Consider the following 15,470-nt stretch of genomic DNA (forward strand, 5'->3'; position numbering starts at 1 on the left):
CACAGGGTACTGCGCCGGTCTTAAGGGTGCTGGAGTACCTGTGGGAGCTGGCTTGCCAGCGAAGAAGTCACCCCGGTTTTTCGTCAGCCACAAAAAAGCCCGCATCGCTGCGGGCTTTTCTATGTCCGGTCAGAACCGGAACACTTCCATCTCGGTCCGGATCGGCGTCGCCATCGGAATCCGCGGTTTTTCCGGCTCCTTGCGCACCTGCACCGGCGCCGCCTTCTTGGGCTGCTCCTGCACGATCGGCGGCTGGTTGGCCAGCGGCTTCAACGCCACGCTCAACTGCTCGGCCAGACGCTGCAGCAACTGCCCCTGAGCCTGCACCTGCGCCGCCGAGCTGCCTTCATGGGCCTGCTCCAAATGCACGATGCGGTTGTCGCGCACCTGGCCACGACGGTCAAGCAAGCGCCACTGCGCATCCAGGATCGCCGGCTGGTTGGCACCCGAGTCCAGCCGCGTGATCGACAGCAGCACCTGCACATCCGGGCTGAAACCCGTGCTGGCCGGGGCCAGCACCACGCGCTGGCTGTCCAGGCGCCAGGCCAGCTGACGCACCAGCAATTGGTCGATATCACGTGACAGGCTACCCGCCCAGCGACCATCGGTCGCCGCAGTCAGGCTGCCATCACGCTGGCGTTGCAGCAACGTCTCGCGCTGCAGGTAGTCAGCCACCGACACCGGCCCCAGCACCACGGCCATGCCGCTGCTCTGGGTCGGTTGCCCCGGCTCGCCACTGTCGAGCTGATAAAGCGCTACCGGCTGGTGCATGCTGCAACCGGCCAAGCCCAGCACGCCACTGAGCAGTAGAACAAATGGAAGGCGCAGAAAAGTCATCATCCCATCCAGGCGGTGGCCACACGGCTAACCGCAGTGATACTCATGAATTCATCGGGCACACAGCCACGCCGGCGCCACAGGGTGCCTATCATCCGCGAAAGTACGGTGCGACTCCAGTGTTTCAGCCGCGAACGGGCAGGAAAATACCCGTTCGAAGCCTCTGCAGCGCTTATCCGAGGCTTTCGACCAACAGCGCATCGACCCGCTGGAAGCCACGCGGCAGCTTGTTGCCACGGCGCCCACGCTCGCCCTTGTAGTGCTCAAGGTCCTCGCCCTTGAGTGACAGGGTACGCTTGCCGGCCTGCAATACAAGGGTCGAACCCTCGGCAATCACGGCCAGGTCAGTCACAAATTCTTCACGGCTGGCAACCCGATCACCGGGAATACCGATGATCTTGTTGCCCTTGCCCTTGCCCAACTGCGGCAGGTCGCTGACCTTGAAGACCAGCAGCCGGCCTTCGGTGGTCACGGCGGCCAGCCAGTCGTTCTCGCGATCGCCCACCTGGCGCGGCAGGATCACCTTGGCGTTGTTGGGCAGGCTCAACAGGGCCTTGCCGGCCTTGTTCTTGGCCTGCAGGTCTTCCCCCTTGACCACGAAGCCGTAGCCGGCGTCCGAGGCGATGACGTACAGGCCATCGTCTTCGGGCATCAGCACGCACTCGAACGTGGCACCCGGTGGCGGCGTAAGACGACCAGTCAGCGGCTCGCCCTGGCCACGCGCCGACGGCAAGGTGTGCGAGGGCACCGAGTAGCTGCGACCGGTGGAGTCGATGAACACCGCATACTGGTTGGAGCGCCCCGCTGCCGCCGTCTTGAAGCCGTCCCCGGCCTTGTAGGAGAGCCCCGTGGCGTCGATGTCATGGCCCTTGGCCGAGCGCACCCAGCCCTTCTCCGACAGTACCACGGTGACTTTTTCGTTGGGCAGCAGGTCGTGCTCGGTCATCGCGCGGGCTTCGGCGCGCTCGACGATGGGCGAGCGACGGTCATCGCCATAGGTTTGGGCGTCTTGCAGCAGCTCGGTACGCACCAGCTTCTTGAGCTTGGCTTCGCTGCCCAGCAAGGCCTGCAGCTTGGCCTGCTCCTTGAGCAACTCGTCCTGTTCGTTGCGCAGCTTCATTTCTTCCAGGCGCGCCAACTGGCGCAGGCGCGTGTCGAGGATGTAGTCGGCCTGGATCTCGCTCAGGGCGAAACGCTCGATCAGCCTGGCGCGCGGGTGCTCCTCGGTACGGATGATGTGGATCACTTCGTCCAGGTTGAGGTAGGCGATCAGCAAGCCGTCCAACAGGTGCAGGCGACGCTCCACCTTGTCCAGGCGGAACTGCAGGCGCCGACGCACGGTTTGCACGCGAAACTGCAGCCACTCCACCAGCAGCGTGCGCAGGTTTTTCAACTGCGGCTTGCCGTCCAGGCCGATGATGTTGATGTTGACCCGGTAGCTGGACTCAAGGTCGGTACTGGCAAACAGATGCTGCATCAGTGCGTCGTGGTCGACCCGGCTGTGTACCGGGATGATCACGATGCGGCATGGGTTCTCGTGGTCCGACTCGTCACGCAGGTCGGCCACTTGCGGCGCCTTGGACGGCTTGGCCTGCATCATCGCGGCAATCTGTTCCAGCACCTTGGCGCCCGACACCTGATGCGGCAGCGCGGTGACCACGATGTCGCCGTCCTCGATGTGGTACACGGCGCGCATGCGCACCGAACCACGGCCGGTCTCGTAGATTTTCAGCAGGTCGGCGCGCGGCGTGATGATTTCCGCTTCGGTGGGGTAGTCCGGGCCCTGGATGTGCTCGCACAGTTGCTCGACCGTGGCCTTGGGCTCGTCGAGCAGGCGCACGCAGGCGGTGGCCACTTCGCGCAGGTTGTGCGGCGGCACATCGGTGGCCATGCCCACGGCAATGCCGGTGGTGCCGTTGAGCAGGATATTCGGCAAACGTGCCGGCAACACCAGCGGTTCGTCGAGGGTACCGTCGAAGTTCGGGCCCCAGTCGGCAGTACCCTGGCCCAGCTCGCTGAGCAGTACCTCGGAATAGCGCGACAGGCGCGCCTCGGTATAGCGCATGGCCGCGAACGACTTCGGATCGTCCGGCGCACCCCAGTTGCCCTGGCCGTCGACCAGGGTGTAGCGGTAGCTGAACGGCTGCGCCATCAGCACCATGGCTTCGTAGCAGGCCGAATCGCCGTGCGGGTGGAACTTGCCGAGCACGTCACCGACGGTACGCGCCGACTTCTTGTGCTTGGAGTCGGCGTCCAGCCCCAGCTCGCTCATGGCGTAGACGATGCGTCGCTGCACCGGCTTCAGGCCGTCGCCGATGTGCGGCAGGGCACGGTCCATGATCACGTACATGGAGTAGTTGAGGTAGGCCTGTTCGGTGAAGTCAGCCAGTGACCGGCGCTCTACGCCATCGAGGCTGAGATCAAGGGAGTCGCTCATGCGGGCCTCATCATTTCAGGGTCTGGCGCAGCAGCAAGGTGCCGCCGCGCTGGGTAAATTCGAGTTGTTTCAGGGCACTCATGCCCAGCAATACCTGTTCGCCGTCCAGCCCCGGCACCACCAGGGCACGTACGTCGCGCAAAAGAATGTCGCCCAGCTGCAGGCTGTCGAGCCGGGTACGGTAGCCCTCGGCACGACCATTGGCGGTGCTCAGCGTCACCGGGGCACCGCGCGTCAGGTTGAACTGCCGGGCCAGGGACTCTGGGATCGCCACGTCGGTGGCGCCAGTATCCAGCAGAAAATGCACCGCCTGACCGTTGATCAGACCATCGGCGACAAAGTGCCCCTGGCCATTGCCCAGCAAGCGCACCTCGACGTAACCGTCGCCATGCTGCGAGCTGATTTCGCTGTTGGGGTTGGCCTGGCGCTGCTCCCACTCGCCGAAAAAGCGCGTGGCCAAAAACAGCCCGGCCGCCCAGGCCAGCACCAGCAACACCCGGCCGGCACGCTTGCCCGGTGGCTGGCTCATGATTTGCCACTCCAGCCGCCCTTGGGCGCTGCGAAGCGCCACACTACCGGGCGGTTTTCACCGTCGGCGCGAGTACCGCCATTGTTGTCCAGCCCCACCCAGGCACCTTCGGCATCGATCACCAGCGCCTCGGCCAGGCCGAACGGCTGCGAATAACGTCGCGGCTCGGTCAGTGCCTCGGCGGCAAACGACCAGCAGCGCTCGACACTGCCACTGTCGGCATCGCGCCGGCAGATGCGAAACGCATTGCGCTCCAGGGTGAACAGCTTGCCGCCAAACAGCGCCAGGTCGGCAAAGTCGCGCGGCAGCTCGCGCGCCCTTGGCATCTGTGCCGGCTGCATCTCGGTGCCCGCCTCGCTCAACAACACGCAGCCATCGCCGCAGTGCCAGGTAGTCTGCCGGCGATTGATCGAAATCAGCCCGCGCCGCTCGCGCTCGGCGGCCAGCCACAGGCGATCACCGGCCGGGTTGATCGCAATGCCTTCGATCAGCGCATTGAAATGCAGCAACATGCCGCTGGCGCGGGCCTGGCGTACCATGCTCGGGTCGATTTTCAGCCAGTTGGGGTCACCCGCCACCGGCACCTGCAGCACCGCAGCGTTGGTTTCGCTGACCAGGTAGTGGTTGCCGGCGGCATCGCACGTGATGCCTTCGTAGTCCAGCTCACCGCCGCGTACATAGGACATCGCCCAATTGCTCGAGCGCAGGCCCCACGGCAGGCCGCTTTCGGGCACTGGCGGCACGTCCAGCTGGATGCCCTCGGCGCGCCATACCGGCTGCGAGGTATCGAGCCGGTACAGCAGGTCGTCGTCACGGTCCGAGACGCTCCACAGCACCCCGTTGCACAGGGCCAGGCCCGACAGGTTGCCGCCGCGCATGCCCTCTACCGGGTGCTCCGATTGCAGCGCCAGCTCAGGCCAGGGTTCGGCCAGCGCAGGCACGGCAAGCAGTGACAACAGCGCCGTCAGGAGCCGAGCAATCAAGCCAGTACCTCGGCCAGGTTGCCTTTGGACTCCAGCCACGTCTTGCGATCGCCGGCGCGCTTCTTGGCCAGCAGCATGTCCATGATTTCGCGGGTACCTTCCAGGTCTTCCAGGGTCAGTTGCACCAGGCGCCGGGTGTTCGGGTCCATGGTGGTTTCACGCAGTTGCGGCGGGTTCATCTCGCCCAGGCCCTTGAATCGGGTGACCTGCGGCTTGCCGCGCTTCTTCTCCGCCACCAGGCGATCGAGAATGCCGTCGCGCTCGGCTTCGTCGAGTGCGTAGTAGATTTCCTTGCCCAGGTCGATGCGGTACAGCGGCGGCATGGCCACGTACACGTGACCGGCCTCCACCAGCGGGCGGAAGTGCTGCACGAACAGCGCGCACAGCAAGGTGGCGATGTGCAGGCCGTCGGAGTCGGCGTCGGCAAGGATGCAGATCTTGCCGTAGCGCAGTTGGCTCATGTCGGTGGCACCCGGGTCGACCCCGATGGCCACCGCAATGTTGTGCACCTCCTGGCTGGCCAGCACTTCGCCGCCGTCGACTTCCCAGGTGTTGAGGATCTTGCCGCGCAGCGGCAGGATGGCCTGGAACTCCTTGTCGCGCGCCTGCTTGGCCGAACCACCGGCCGAATCACCCTCGACCAGGAACAGTTCGGCGCGCATCGGGTCCTGCCCGGCGCAGTCGGCCAGCTTGCCCGGCAGCGCCGGGCCCTGGGTCACACGCTTGCGCTCGACCTTCTTGCTCGCCTTGAGCCGGCGGCCGGCGTTGTTGATGGCCAGTTCCGCCAGTTGCATGCCCACTTCGGGGTGAGCGTTGAGCCACAGGCTGAAGGCATCCTTGACCACCCCGGAAACGAACGCGGCCGCCTCGCGCGACGACAGGCGCTCCTTGGTCTGGCCGGAGAACTGCGGCTCCTGCATCTTCATCGAAAGCACGAAACTGATGCGCTCCCAGACGTCTTCGGGTGCCAGCTTGACCCCGCGCGGCAGCAGGTTGCGGAACTCGCAGAACTCGCGCATGGCGTCCAGCAGGCCCTGACGCAGGCCGTTGACATGGGTGCCGCCCTGGGCCGTGGGGATCAGGTTGACGTAGCTTTCCTGCACGCTGTCGCCGCCCTCGGGCAGCCACAGCAGGGCCCAGTCGACGGCCTCCTTGTTGCCGGCCAGGCTGCCGCAGAACGGCGCGTCGGGCAGGCGCAGGTACTCGCTCACCGAGTCTTCGAGGTACGAGCGCAGGCCGTCCTCGTAATGCCACTCGACCTTCTCGCCGGTGCCCTTGTCCTCGAAGCTGACCAGCAGCCCCGGGCACAGTACGGCCTTGGCCTTGAGCACGTGCTTGAGGCGGCTGATGGAGAACTTGGGCGAATCGAAATACTTGGGGTCGGGCGCAAAATACACGCTGGTACCGGTGTTGCGCTTGCCGACGCTACCGATCACTTCGAGCTCGCTGGCCTTGAAGCCGTCGGCGAAGGTCATCTGGTACTCGTTGCCGTCGCGCTTTACCCGTACCCGCACCTGGTTGGACAGGGCGTTGACCACCGAGATGCCCACACCGTGCAGGCCACCGGAGAACTGGTAGTTCTTGTTGGAGAACTTGCCGCCGGCGTGCAGCTTGGTGAGGATCAGCTCGACGCCCGAAACGCCCTCTTCGGGGTGGATGTCCACCGGCATGCCGCGACCATCGTCGGACACTTCAAGGGAGTGGTCGGCATGCAGGATGACCTGCACCGAACGCGCGTGGCCGGCCAGGGCTTCGTCGACGCTGTTGTCGATGACTTCCTGGGCCAGGTGGTTGGGCCGGCTGGTGTCGGTGTACATGCCCGGGCGCTTGCGCACCGGGTCAAGGCCGGAGAGGACTTCGATGGCGTCTGCGTTATAGGCGCTAGCGCTGGGATTGGCCATGGGTTCTCGTCGTCAGTCGTAGGTGAAAATGATGAGTCAACATACAGAAAAATCGAGTGCCTGGTACGCCTGCGGCGACACCCCGGCGAAACTCAGCAAGGCCGGCAGGCAGTGGGCAAAACCCTGGAAACTGTGATCGCCCCCGGCCTGGATACGCAAGGCACAGGCCCGGTAGAAGCGCTCGGCGCGACGGTAGTCCAGGGTTTCGTCGCCGGTCTGCAGCCACACCTGGAAGCGCTCGGCATCGGCCGGCGCGGGCACTTCGAGCTCAGCCAGGGCCTGCACGTGGTCCAGGGTCAGTTCCCAGGTTTCGCCGGTGTAGAAGTTCTGCTGCGCGCCCAGGTAACCGTCGAACAACTGGTGCGGGTTGACCGCCGGGTTGACCAGCAAGGCCTTGAGGCCATGGCGCTCGGCCAGGTGGGTGGCATAGTAGCCGCCGAGCGAGCTGCCGACCAGCAATGGCGAACCCAGCTCGGCAATGGCGCTTTCGAGCTGGGCGATGGCCTGGCGCGGGTGATTGTGCAGCGCAGGCACGCGCAGGCTGTCGGCCAGCCCCGCCTGCTGCATCACGCCGATAAGCTGTTGGGCCTTCATGGATGTGGGTGCGCTGTTGAACCCGTGGATATACAGAATCGAACCCGACATGACCGCCCCCGATGCCCATGCAACGCCCGTCGCAGCGGGCACAAAAGATGCGCAGTTTAGCCTGTTCGCAGGCCAAAGGAGCAGTTTTAGGCGTTTGGCAACAATTAAGGCTCAGTAACCCTCGCTGCCGTAATCGACGCTAAAGGCAAAGTCGCTAACCCGCGAGACACCGGTATCGAGCCGGCCATCCTCGTGCAGGCGCAGCCAGCGGTAACCCGGCGCCTGGTCGCCCACCTTGAAGTCGTCGCTGCCGGGCTCGAACTGGATGCAGGTGGACGGCGAGGCCAGCAGGCGCACACCGTCGCGCAGCTGGTCCCACTCCTGATGGATGTGCCCCCACAGCAGTGCGCGCACCTGTGGATAACCTTGCAGCAGGTCGAACAGCGCATCGGCGTTGCGCAACCCGATCGGCGCCATCCAGGCGCATTCGATCGACACCGGCTGGTGATGGAAGCAGATCAGGTGATGACGCTCGGGCGCCTCGCGCAACGCACGCGCCAGCAACTGCAACTGGTCTTCGGCCAACAGGCCCGGCACCGAACCCGGCACCGCGGAATTGAGCATGATCACTCGCCAGTGGCCGATATCCACCACCGGATCGAGCACATCGCTGCCTGCGGCCGCCTGCTCCATCGGCAGCGGCTCGTCGTGATTGCCGGCCAGCCAGCGCGTCGGCGCACCAATCTGCCCGCTCAGCGCGCTGAACCACCGGTACGACTCGACGCTGCCGTCCTGCGACAGATCACCCGTGGCCAGTACCAGGTCGACCACCGGCTGCTCCTCCAGCACCCGCTCCACCACCCGACGCAGGCTGTCGCGCGTATTCATGCCCAGCAGCGTGGCGTCGGCCTCGGCGAACAGATGGCTGTCGGACAGCTGCACCAGCAGCACCGAGGCGTCACGTGAGGGAAGGGTCGAGTGCGGCAAGGCCGTCTCCTTGGGCGGATTCAGCACGATTATGGTGGGGAAGAATCACTGGAGCAAACCCGCGCCAAGGACACACGTCACATTTTCAGCGAACGGCGTCAGCGAACCTCGGCAAGCTCATGGCCACAGGCCAGGCAATGACTCAGCCATTCGCCCAGAAACAGATTGAGCTGGGCCTTTTCGTCGGGCTGGTGCATGGCGGCGTTCGGGTACGGGTAAATGCTGCGAAACCGCCGTGCGTGCTCGGCGCTGACCACTTCGGCCATGCGCGCATCGTGGTACACCTGCACCTCCAGCTGCGGCACCGGCAGCCACGGCAGGCTGTGCTCCTGGCGCACGCGCAAGGTGGTGGTATACGGGCACGCCAGCACCACATCGAGCACCAGCACACCGAGCATCTGGTCACCCTGGGTCATGCCGATGCGGCGCGAGCTCTGGGCCGTGCGCATGTCCGGCAACAGGCGCATCAGGCGCGCATAGTTGGCCTCGCAGGCTGCCTGCAACCCGACCAGATCGACCCGGTAGCGCTCGCGCAACAGATTCACGACCATAGCCCCCTGACTTCATCGCGGTTCAATGCCAGCCATTGCAAGGCAATGATGCTCGCCGCGTTGGCAATGTGCCCATCGCGCACGGCCTGCAGCGCATCCTCGAACGCCCAGGCCTTCACGCGAATATCCTCGCCCTCTTCTTCCAGCCCGTGCAGACCGCCCGCCCCGGCGCTTTGGCAACGACCCAGATACAAGTGCACGAATTCATCGCTGCCGCCAGGGGACGGAAAATACTTCGTCATCGGCCACAGCGCACTGAATACCAGCCCAGCTTCCTCCTGCGCCTCGCGGTGCGCAACTTCTTCAGGCTGTTCATCCTTGTCGATCAGACCAGCGACCAGCTCGATCAGCCACGGGTTGGCGACCTTGCCCATGGCCCCCACACGAAACTGCTCGATCAGCACCACTTCGTCGCGCTGCGGGTCGTAGGGCAGCACGCACACCGCATCGTGGCGCACGAACAGCTCACGACTGATTTCGCGCCCCAGGCCGCCGGCGAACAACTCGTGGCGCAGGTGCACCCGGTCGAGCTGGTAGAAGCCCTTGAAGCAGTTCTCGCGCCGTACGATCTGGATGTCGCTCGGCGCGGCTTTAAGCGTGTCTGTCATGAAGACCTCGTTACCTGTTGCCACTTCGCGCCATCCTAACCTGCACGCTGCGCGGTTTCACCCCTTTCAACCAAACCCGCAGCCTGCGAGGATAGGCACAGCCGGTGTTATCAGCTTAGTGGCGAACCGAAGGCGTTGCCGACGGTCCAACCCCGATTACCGTTGCACTACAAGGATCATCATGTCGCTTGCGAAATTAGCCGGCGTAGCCGCCCTGGCCCTGGCCCTGGGCGCCTGCCAAAGCCTGTTCCAGCCCAACTTCCGGGCCCCGCTGGAGGTCAAGCGCGAGGCCTGGGAGCACATCAAGCCCGGCTGCACCGCGCAAGACTGCCCGCTGGTGAACATCGACACCGTGCACTTCCCGGCACTGCCCAAGCTGGATGCGATCGTCGAGCGCAGCCTGCTCAAGCTGACCAGCGACGGCGAAGGCGCACCGCTGCCCGCCTCGCTCAAGTCCTACGAGGACAGCTACCTGCGCTCGGCGCAGCACCGCAACAGCAGCTATCTGCAAGCCAAGGTACGCGAGCAGCATGACGGCTTGGTGATCATCGAGCTGTCCAGCTACCTGGACAGCGGCGGCGCGCATGGCGAGCCGGGCCGCGGCTTCATCAACTATTCACGCCAGCAGGACAAGGTGCTTGGCCTGCAGGACATGCTGGTGCCGGGCCAGCAAGCAACGTTCTGGAAGACCGTCGAAGAGGCCCACAAGGGCTGGCTGATCAGCACCGGCATGGACAAGGACGCCGACTTCGTGAAGAACTGGCCGTTCCAGAAGTCGCCGCACATCGCCCTGACCTACGGCGCGGTGATCGTGAAGTATGAAGTCACGGCCATCGCCCCGTACTCCATGGGTCACATCGAGCTGAAGATCCCCTACCCGCGCCTGAATGGCGTGATCAGGCCCGAGCTGTTTCCCGGCCGCGGTTGAACCCCAGCAGCAGGTGCAGCGCACCTGCCAGCAACAAGGCTGGCAGGGTCGCGCCGAAGTCGGCCGCATAGCTCGCCAGCAGGTGATAGGTGGCCACGCCGCAGGCCCAGGCCAGCAACGCACCGTAGTGCAGGCCGTCGATCACACCCGGCAGGCGCCGACGGCGCAGCACGTAGTGATCGCTCAGCACCACGCCGAACAGCGGCGCGAACACCGAGCCGATCAGCAGCAGGAAGTTTTCATACTGGCCCAACGGCGCGAAGCAGGCGATCAGGGTGCACACCGCGCCGATCGCCAGCGCCAGGTGCTCGACCTTCAGGCGCAGCAGCAGGCTGCTGGAGACGGCGGCCGAATGGATGTCGGCAAAGGCCTTTTCCGACTCGTCGAGCAGTACCAGCAACAGAGGGATGCCAAACCCCGCACCCGCCAGCGCCAGCAGCAGGGTATTGGCCTCGCCGTCGCTGGCGAACGCCAGGATGTAGGCAACCCCCAGGCTCATCATCCACAGGTTGCCGATGAAATAGCCCAGCGCAGTGCCGACGAATACCTGCGATGAACGTTTGCCGAAGCGCGAATAGTCGGCGATCAGCGCCAGCCACGACAGCGGCATGGCGATGGCGATATCAAAGCCCACCCCCAGCGACATCGAGCCATCCCCCGCACGCGCCCAGAGTGCGCCCAGGTCGGCCTTGGCAAACAGGTTCCAGGTCAGCCACAGGCACGCGCCCAGCAGCAGCCAGATCCCCCATTGGCGCAGGATGCGGCGCACGAACGTCAGCGGCCCGGCGACTGCCAGTGCGGTGGCCAGGGCGCCGAAGCACAAGGCCCACAGCAATGGGCTGACCCAGGCGCTGTCGGCCCCGAAGGCGCGTGCACCGAGCAGGCTGGCGGCGTCCCGCATGACGATGATTTCGAACGCGCCCCAGCCGATCAGTTGCAGCAGGTTGAGAATCGCCGGCAGGGCCACGCCATGGCGGCCCAGGCTCAGGCGCAGGGTGCCCATGGCCGAGAGGCCGGTGTCGCTGCCGATCACGCCGGCCGCGGCCAGCAGCAGCACACCGACCAGCGTGCCCAGCGTGATCGCCAGCAAGGCGCCGGACAGGCCCAGGCCGGGGCCAAGCAGGGCGCCGGTCTGCAAGACCATCAGGCCGATGCCCAGGGAGAACCACAGGGAGCACAGGTCCCGCGCGCCGAACACGCGCTGGCTGTCGGGGATGGGGGAATCGGGGGAATAGTGGCTGGGTGTGCTCACGATGAGGACTCGGCAGGAAAAGAATGGGTGATCTGTTGGGCCCTTTCGCTGGCAAGCCAGCTCCCACAGGGTTTCGCGGCGCTCACAAAACCCTGTGGGAGCTGGCTTGCCAGCGAAGCGGTGTGCGCAGCACACCGCCGGTAACGGGCCTCAGACCTTCTGGTACAACTGGCTGCCTTCCTGGCGGAACCGCTCGGCCTGCTCGCGCATGCCCTCTTGCACCGCCGCCTCGACCGGCTGGTTGGCGGCGTATTCACGCACTTCCTGGGTAATCTTCATCGAGCAGAACTTGGGCCCGCACATCGAACAGAAGTGCGCGACCTTGGCCGAATCCTTGGGCAGCGTCTCGTCGTGGTAGGCCCGCGCAGTGTCGGGGTCCAGGCCCAGGTTGAACTGGTCTTCCCAACGGAACTCGAAACGCGCCTTGCTCAACGCATTGTCGCGAATCTGCGCGCCCGGGTGCCCCTTGGCCAGGTCTGCCGCATGCGCGGCGATCTTGTAGGTGATGATGCCGGTCTTGACGTCATCCTTGTTCGGCAGGCCCAGGTGCTCCTTGGGCGTCACGTAGCACAGCATCGCGCAACCGAACCAGCCGATCATCGCCGCACCGATGCCCGAGGTGATGTGGTCGTAACCCGGCGCAATGTCGGTGGTCAGCGGGCCCAGGGTGTAGAACGGCGCCTCGTCGCAGCACTCCAGCTGCTTGTCCATGTTCTCCTTGATCAACTGCATCGGCACGTGGCCCGGGCCTTCGATCATGCACTGCACGTCATGCTTCCAGGCAATCTTGGTCAGCTCGCCGAGGGTTTCCAGCTCACCGAACTGCGCCGCGTCGTTGGCGTCGGCAATCGAGCCCGGGCGCAGGCCATCGCCCAGCGAGAAGCTGACGTCGTAGGCCTTCATGATTTCGCAGATTTCGTCGAAGTGGGTGTAGAGGAAGTTCTCCTTGTGGTGCGCCAGGCACCACTTGGCCATGATCGAGCCGCCGCGGCTGACGATGCCGGTGACGCGCTTGGCGGTCAGCGGCACATAGCGCAGCAGCACGCCGGCATGGATGGTGAAGTAGTCCACACCCTGCTCGGCCTGTTCGATCAGGGTGTCGCGGAACAGCTCCCAGGTCAGGTCCTCGGCCACGCCGTTGACCTTCTCCAGTGCCTGGTAGATCGGCACGGTACCGATCGGCACCGGCGAGTTGCGGATGATCCACTCGCGGGTTTCATGGATGTGCTTGCCGGTGGACAGGTCCATCACCGTGTCCGACCCCCAGCGAATGCCCCAGGTCAGCTTGGCCACTTCCTCTTCGATGGACGAGCCCAGCGCACTGTTGCCGATGTTGCCGTTGATCTTCACCAGGAAGTTGCGGCCGATGATCATCGGCTCCAGCTCCACGTGGTTGATGTTGGCCGGGATGATCGCGCGGCCACGGGCGATTTCTTCACGCACGAACTCGGCGGTGATCTCTTTCGGGATGCTGGCGCCAAAGCTGTGCCCGGCATGCTGCTGGTCGAGCAGGCCGGCGGCGCGGGCCTCCTGCAGCTTCATGTTCTCGCGGATGGCCACGTATTCCATCTCGGCGGTGATGATGCCCTGGCGTGCGTAGTGCATCTGGCTGACGTTGGCCCCGGCCCTTGCCCGGCGCGGGTTGCGCACATGGGCAAAGCGCAGCTTGGTGAGTTCGACATCGTTCAGGCGCATCTTGCCGAAGTTGGACGACAGGCCGCCCAGGCGCTCGGTATCGCCGCGTGCGTCGATCCAGGCCGAACGCACATCGCCCAGGCCCTTGCGCACATCGATCTGCACGGTCGGGTCGGTGTAGGGGCCGGAGGTGTCGTAGACCAGCACCGGCGCATTGAGCTCGCCGCCGAAATCGGTGGGGGTGTCGTCCAGGCTGATTTCGCGCATCGGCACCTGGATGTCCGGGCGCGAGCCTTGGACATAGATCTTGCGCGAACGGGTAAACGGCTGCACGGACTGCTCGTCGACCTTGGCCGATTCGCTCAGGTGGGCGGGGTATTTTTGTTTTTGGCTCATCACAGGCTCTCCAGACGGGTTGGCAGTCGGAGTGAACCTGAAAGGCACGGGCGCACCATGGCTGGTGCTGTGCCGAAAACGGAAGGTGCCACTGCAGCCACACTGGCTGACATGACAATCCCGGAGCCGACACAAGAGGGCTCGCGGGAAGACGAGCAATCTTGTTCCCTACGCAGGCGCTAACCTGATCAGGTTCAACGGGATCCGGAATTATCCGATCTCAGCCTCAACGCAAGGCACCCCGACAAGAACGCGCCCAGCATAGACTGACCCGGCACGAAACGCCAACAGTGCAAACAGCACCACGATAAAAGGCGCAAATAGCCGATTGTTGCAAAATGCCGGCGCTACTACACTCACCGGTTCAGAAATACTCAATCGCTCAAGGACTGCCCTATGCTGCGCAAACTTTCACTGGCCCTTGCCGTGTCTTGTGCTACCAACGCGATGGCCTGGGCAGCAGAAGCGCCCCTGTCGGCCAAGACCGACCTGGTCAGCGTGTACCAGGAGGCGGTGAGCAACAACGCCGACCTGGCCGCCGCCCGTGCCGACTACGGCGCACGCAAGGAAGTGGTGCCCCAGGCCCGCGCCGGCCTGCTGCCCAACCTCTCGGCCGGTGCCGAGATGATGAACAGCCGTACGAAGATCGACCAGCCTTCGGTCACCTCCAACCGCAGCGGCAATTCGTGGCAGGCGACCCTGGCCCAGCCGATCTTCCGTGCCGACCGCTGGTTCCAGTTGCAGGCGGCCGAAGCGGTCAACGAACAGGCAGCGCTGGAGCTGTCGGCCACCGAGCAGAACCTGATCCTGCAAACGGCCGAAAACTACTTCGCGGTCCTGCGCGCGCAGGACACCCTGGCCTCGACCAAGGCCGAGGAAGCCGCGTTCAAGCGCCAGCTCGACCAGAGCAACGAGCGTTTCGATGTGGGCCTGTCGGACAAGACCGACGTGCTGCAGTCCCAGGCCAGCTACGACACCGCGCGAGCCAACCGCATCGTCGCGCAGCGCCAGGTGGATGACGCGTTCCAGGCGCTGGTGACCCTGACCAACCGTGACTACAACGCGGTGCAGGGCGTGGTGCACACCTTGCCTGTGCAGGTGCCCTCGCCCAATGACGCCAAGGCCTGGGTAGACACCGCCGCGCAGCAGAACCTGAACCTGCAGGCCACCAACTATGCCGTCAGCGCAGCCGAAGAGACCTTGCGCCAGCGCAAGGCCGGGCATGCGCCGACCGTGGATGCGGTGGCACGCTACCAGAAGGGCGACAACGACAGCCTGGGCTTCACCAACCCCAACCTGACCGGGCAGAACTACCGCGGCGATGTGGAGCAGAGCAGCATTGGCCTGCAACTCAACATCCCGATCTACAGCGGCGGGTTGACCAGCTCGCAGGTGCGCGAGGCGTATCAGCGCCTGAGCCAGACCGAGCAGCAGCGCGAGAGCCTGCGTCGCCAGGTGGTGGAAAACACGCGCAATCTGCACCGTGCGGTGAACACCGATGTGGAGCAGGTGCAGGCGCGCAAGCAGTCGATCATCTCCAACCAGAGTGCGCTGGAGGCGACCGAGATCGGTTACCAGGTGGGTACGCGCAACATCGTCGATGTACTGGATGCGCAGCGTCAGCTGTATACCTCGGTGCGTGACTACAACAACACCCGGTATGACTACATTCTCGACAACCTGCGCCTCAAGCAGGCGGCGGGCACGCTGAGCCCGCAAGACCTGAGCGACCTGGGACGCTACCTGAAGCCGGACTACAACCCGGACAAGGACTTCCTGCCGCCCGACCTGGCCAAGGCGGCGCAAGCCAATTTCGAAAGGCCCTGAAAAGCTTCGCTGGC

General features: G+C 64.8%; 13 protein-coding genes and 1 riboswitch. Of the genes, 2 read left to right on the plus strand and 11 right to left on the minus strand.

Annotation, left to right across the window (positions count from 1 at the left end):
• Nucleotides 1-129: 129 nt before the first annotated feature.
• From KUO17_RS05105 to KUO17_RS05145, 9 genes are all read right to left on the minus strand, one after another.
• Nucleotides 130-837, minus strand: a complete 708-nt coding sequence (locus KUO17_RS05105) for a PqiC family protein (protein ID WP_217974048.1) — start codon at nt 835-837, stop codon at nt 130-132.
• A 172-nt stretch (nt 838-1,009) separates the two neighbouring features.
• Complete coding sequence (parC, locus tag KUO17_RS05110; protein WP_217974049.1) at nt 1,010-3,274, minus strand: DNA topoisomerase IV subunit A; 2,265 nt, start codon at nt 3,272-3,274, stop codon at nt 1,010-1,012.
• Between the two features lie 10 nt (nt 3,275-3,284).
• A complete protein-coding gene (locus KUO17_RS05115) occupies nt 3,285-3,803 on the minus strand; it encodes a retropepsin-like aspartic protease family protein (RefSeq protein ID WP_217974050.1) in 519 nt (172 codons plus the stop codon).
• A complete protein-coding gene (locus KUO17_RS05120; protein WP_255263418.1) occupies nt 3,800-4,786 on the minus strand; it encodes an esterase-like activity of phytase family protein in 987 nt (328 codons plus the stop codon). Before KUO17_RS05120 ends, KUO17_RS05115 begins: the two co-directional genes overlap by 4 nt.
• On the minus strand, nt 4,783-6,687 hold the full coding sequence (gene parE, locus KUO17_RS05125; protein ID WP_217974052.1) for a DNA topoisomerase IV subunit B: 1,905 nt from the start codon (nt 6,685-6,687) through the stop codon (nt 4,783-4,785). Before parE ends, KUO17_RS05120 begins: the two co-directional genes overlap by 4 nt.
• A gap of 36 nt (nt 6,688-6,723) precedes the next feature.
• Nucleotides 6,724-7,332: a YqiA/YcfP family alpha/beta fold hydrolase gene (locus KUO17_RS05130; protein ID WP_217974054.1), complete on the minus strand. Its 609-nt coding sequence runs from the start codon at nt 7,330-7,332 to the stop codon at nt 6,724-6,726.
• Between the two features lie 111 nt (nt 7,333-7,443).
• Nucleotides 7,444-8,259: a 3',5'-cyclic-AMP phosphodiesterase gene (gene cpdA, locus KUO17_RS05135; RefSeq protein WP_217974056.1), complete on the minus strand. Its 816-nt coding sequence runs from the start codon at nt 8,257-8,259 to the stop codon at nt 7,444-7,446.
• Between the two features lie 98 nt (nt 8,260-8,357).
• The gene (locus KUO17_RS05140) at nt 8,358-8,810 is read right to left on the minus strand and encodes a DUF1249 domain-containing protein (RefSeq protein WP_217974057.1); all 453 of its coding nucleotides are present in this window, start codon (nt 8,808-8,810) and stop codon (nt 8,358-8,360) included.
• Nucleotides 8,801-9,418: an NUDIX domain-containing protein gene (locus KUO17_RS05145; RefSeq protein ID WP_217974059.1), complete on the minus strand. Its 618-nt coding sequence runs from the start codon at nt 9,416-9,418 to the stop codon at nt 8,801-8,803. The genes KUO17_RS05140 and KUO17_RS05145 overlap by 10 nt, the downstream gene beginning before the upstream one ends.
• 181 nt (nt 9,419-9,599) lie before the next feature.
• Here KUO17_RS05145 and KUO17_RS05150 point away from each other — a divergent pair, with 181 nt between their 5' ends.
• Nucleotides 9,600-10,346, plus strand: coding sequence for an RsiV family protein (locus KUO17_RS05150; RefSeq protein ID WP_217974060.1), 747 nt, complete (start codon nt 9,600-9,602; stop codon nt 10,344-10,346).
• Here the strand turns inward: KUO17_RS05150 and cytX are convergent.
• Nucleotides 10,315-11,598: a putative hydroxymethylpyrimidine transporter CytX gene (cytX, locus tag KUO17_RS05155; RefSeq protein WP_217974061.1), complete on the minus strand. Its 1,284-nt coding sequence runs from the start codon at nt 11,596-11,598 to the stop codon at nt 10,315-10,317. The two genes, KUO17_RS05150 and cytX, sit on opposite strands and share 32 nt — an antisense overlap.
• A gap of 150 nt (nt 11,599-11,748) precedes the next feature.
• Nucleotides 11,749-13,629, minus strand: a complete 1,881-nt coding sequence (thiC, locus tag KUO17_RS05160) for a phosphomethylpyrimidine synthase ThiC (RefSeq protein WP_217974062.1) — start codon at nt 13,627-13,629, stop codon at nt 11,749-11,751.
• A gap of 148 nt (nt 13,630-13,777) precedes the next feature.
• Nucleotides 13,778-13,883: riboswitch (TPP riboswitch) on the minus strand.
• A 142-nt stretch (nt 13,884-14,025) separates the two neighbouring features.
• Here thiC and KUO17_RS05165 point away from each other — a divergent pair.
• Nucleotides 14,026-15,456: a TolC family outer membrane protein gene (locus KUO17_RS05165; RefSeq protein WP_217974063.1), complete on the plus strand. Its 1,431-nt coding sequence runs from the start codon at nt 14,026-14,028 to the stop codon at nt 15,454-15,456.
• Nucleotides 15,457-15,470: the final 14 nt, after the last annotated feature.

This window comes from Pseudomonas aegrilactucae, assembly GCF_019168305.1.
Taxonomy (GTDB): domain Bacteria; phylum Pseudomonadota; class Gammaproteobacteria; order Pseudomonadales; family Pseudomonadaceae; genus Aquipseudomonas; species Aquipseudomonas aegrilactucae.

Excerpts from the sequence above, each read along its gene's own strand:
- KUO17_RS05140 (WP_217974057.1), bottom strand. The coding sequence starts at position 8,810 with ATGGTCGTGAATCTGTTGCGCGAGCGCTACCGGGTCGATCTGGTCGGG.
- KUO17_RS05150 (WP_217974060.1), top strand. The coding sequence starts at position 9,600 with ATGTCGCTTGCGAAATTAGCCGGCGTAGCCGCCCTGGCCCTGGCCCTG.
- KUO17_RS05105 (WP_217974048.1), bottom strand. The coding sequence starts at position 837 with ATGACTTTTCTGCGCCTTCCATTTGTTCTACTGCTCAGTGGCGTGCTG.
- parE (WP_217974052.1), bottom strand. The coding sequence starts at position 6,687 with ATGGCCAATCCCAGCGCTAGCGCCTATAACGCAGACGCCATCGAAGTC.
- KUO17_RS05165 (WP_217974063.1), top strand. The coding sequence starts at position 14,026 with ATGCTGCGCAAACTTTCACTGGCCCTTGCCGTGTCTTGTGCTACCAAC.
- thiC (WP_217974062.1), bottom strand. The coding sequence starts at position 13,629 with ATGAGCCAAAAACAAAAATACCCCGCCCACCTGAGCGAATCGGCCAAG.
- KUO17_RS05145 (WP_217974059.1), bottom strand. The coding sequence starts at position 9,418 with ATGACAGACACGCTTAAAGCCGCGCCGAGCGACATCCAGATCGTACGG.
- parC (WP_217974049.1), bottom strand. The coding sequence starts at position 3,274 with ATGAGCGACTCCCTTGATCTCAGCCTCGATGGCGTAGAGCGCCGGTCA.
- KUO17_RS05115 (WP_217974050.1), bottom strand. The coding sequence starts at position 3,803 with ATGAGCCAGCCACCGGGCAAGCGTGCCGGCCGGGTGTTGCTGGTGCTG.
- KUO17_RS05130 (WP_217974054.1), bottom strand. The coding sequence starts at position 7,332 with ATGTCGGGTTCGATTCTGTATATCCACGGGTTCAACAGCGCACCCACA.